Consider the following 391-nt stretch of genomic DNA (forward strand, 5'->3'; position numbering starts at 1 on the left):
GTTCGAATCATCTTGAGATACATCGATACAATCACAACCCGGATAGTTTTCACGTCCATCTCAAGACGCTTCCGCTATCCAAATTACTTACTTCTTCCAGATTGTTAAAGAACGACAGCCGATACTTTCGTACCGCTCTGACTGGCTCAATCGCCAATGAGAAAAACTCGAACCAAACTTCATTCGAATGTTTGTCATTGAAGATTATTGAAAGCGGCCGGCATTATAACCGGTTTATACCGCAGACAGCTAGTCTGTCTTAATCAACAGCCGATAAGCGTGAGCGCTCAACTTTGCGAGAAGCTCTGGAAAGGAGGTGATCCAGCCGCACCTTCCGATACGGCTACCTTGTTACGACTTCACCCCAGTCATGAATCCTACCGTGGTGACC

At 46.3% G+C, this 391-nt stretch carries 1 rRNA gene; it reads right to left on the reverse strand.

The window, feature by feature from the left end:
• Positions 1-309: 309 nt before the first annotated feature.
• Positions 310-391 (reverse strand): 16S ribosomal RNA (locus tag HWX87_RS37815); the annotation flags it as partial.

This window comes from Burkholderia sp. BCC1644, from assembly GCF_902833225.1.
Taxonomy (GTDB): domain Bacteria; phylum Pseudomonadota; class Gammaproteobacteria; order Burkholderiales; family Burkholderiaceae; genus Burkholderia.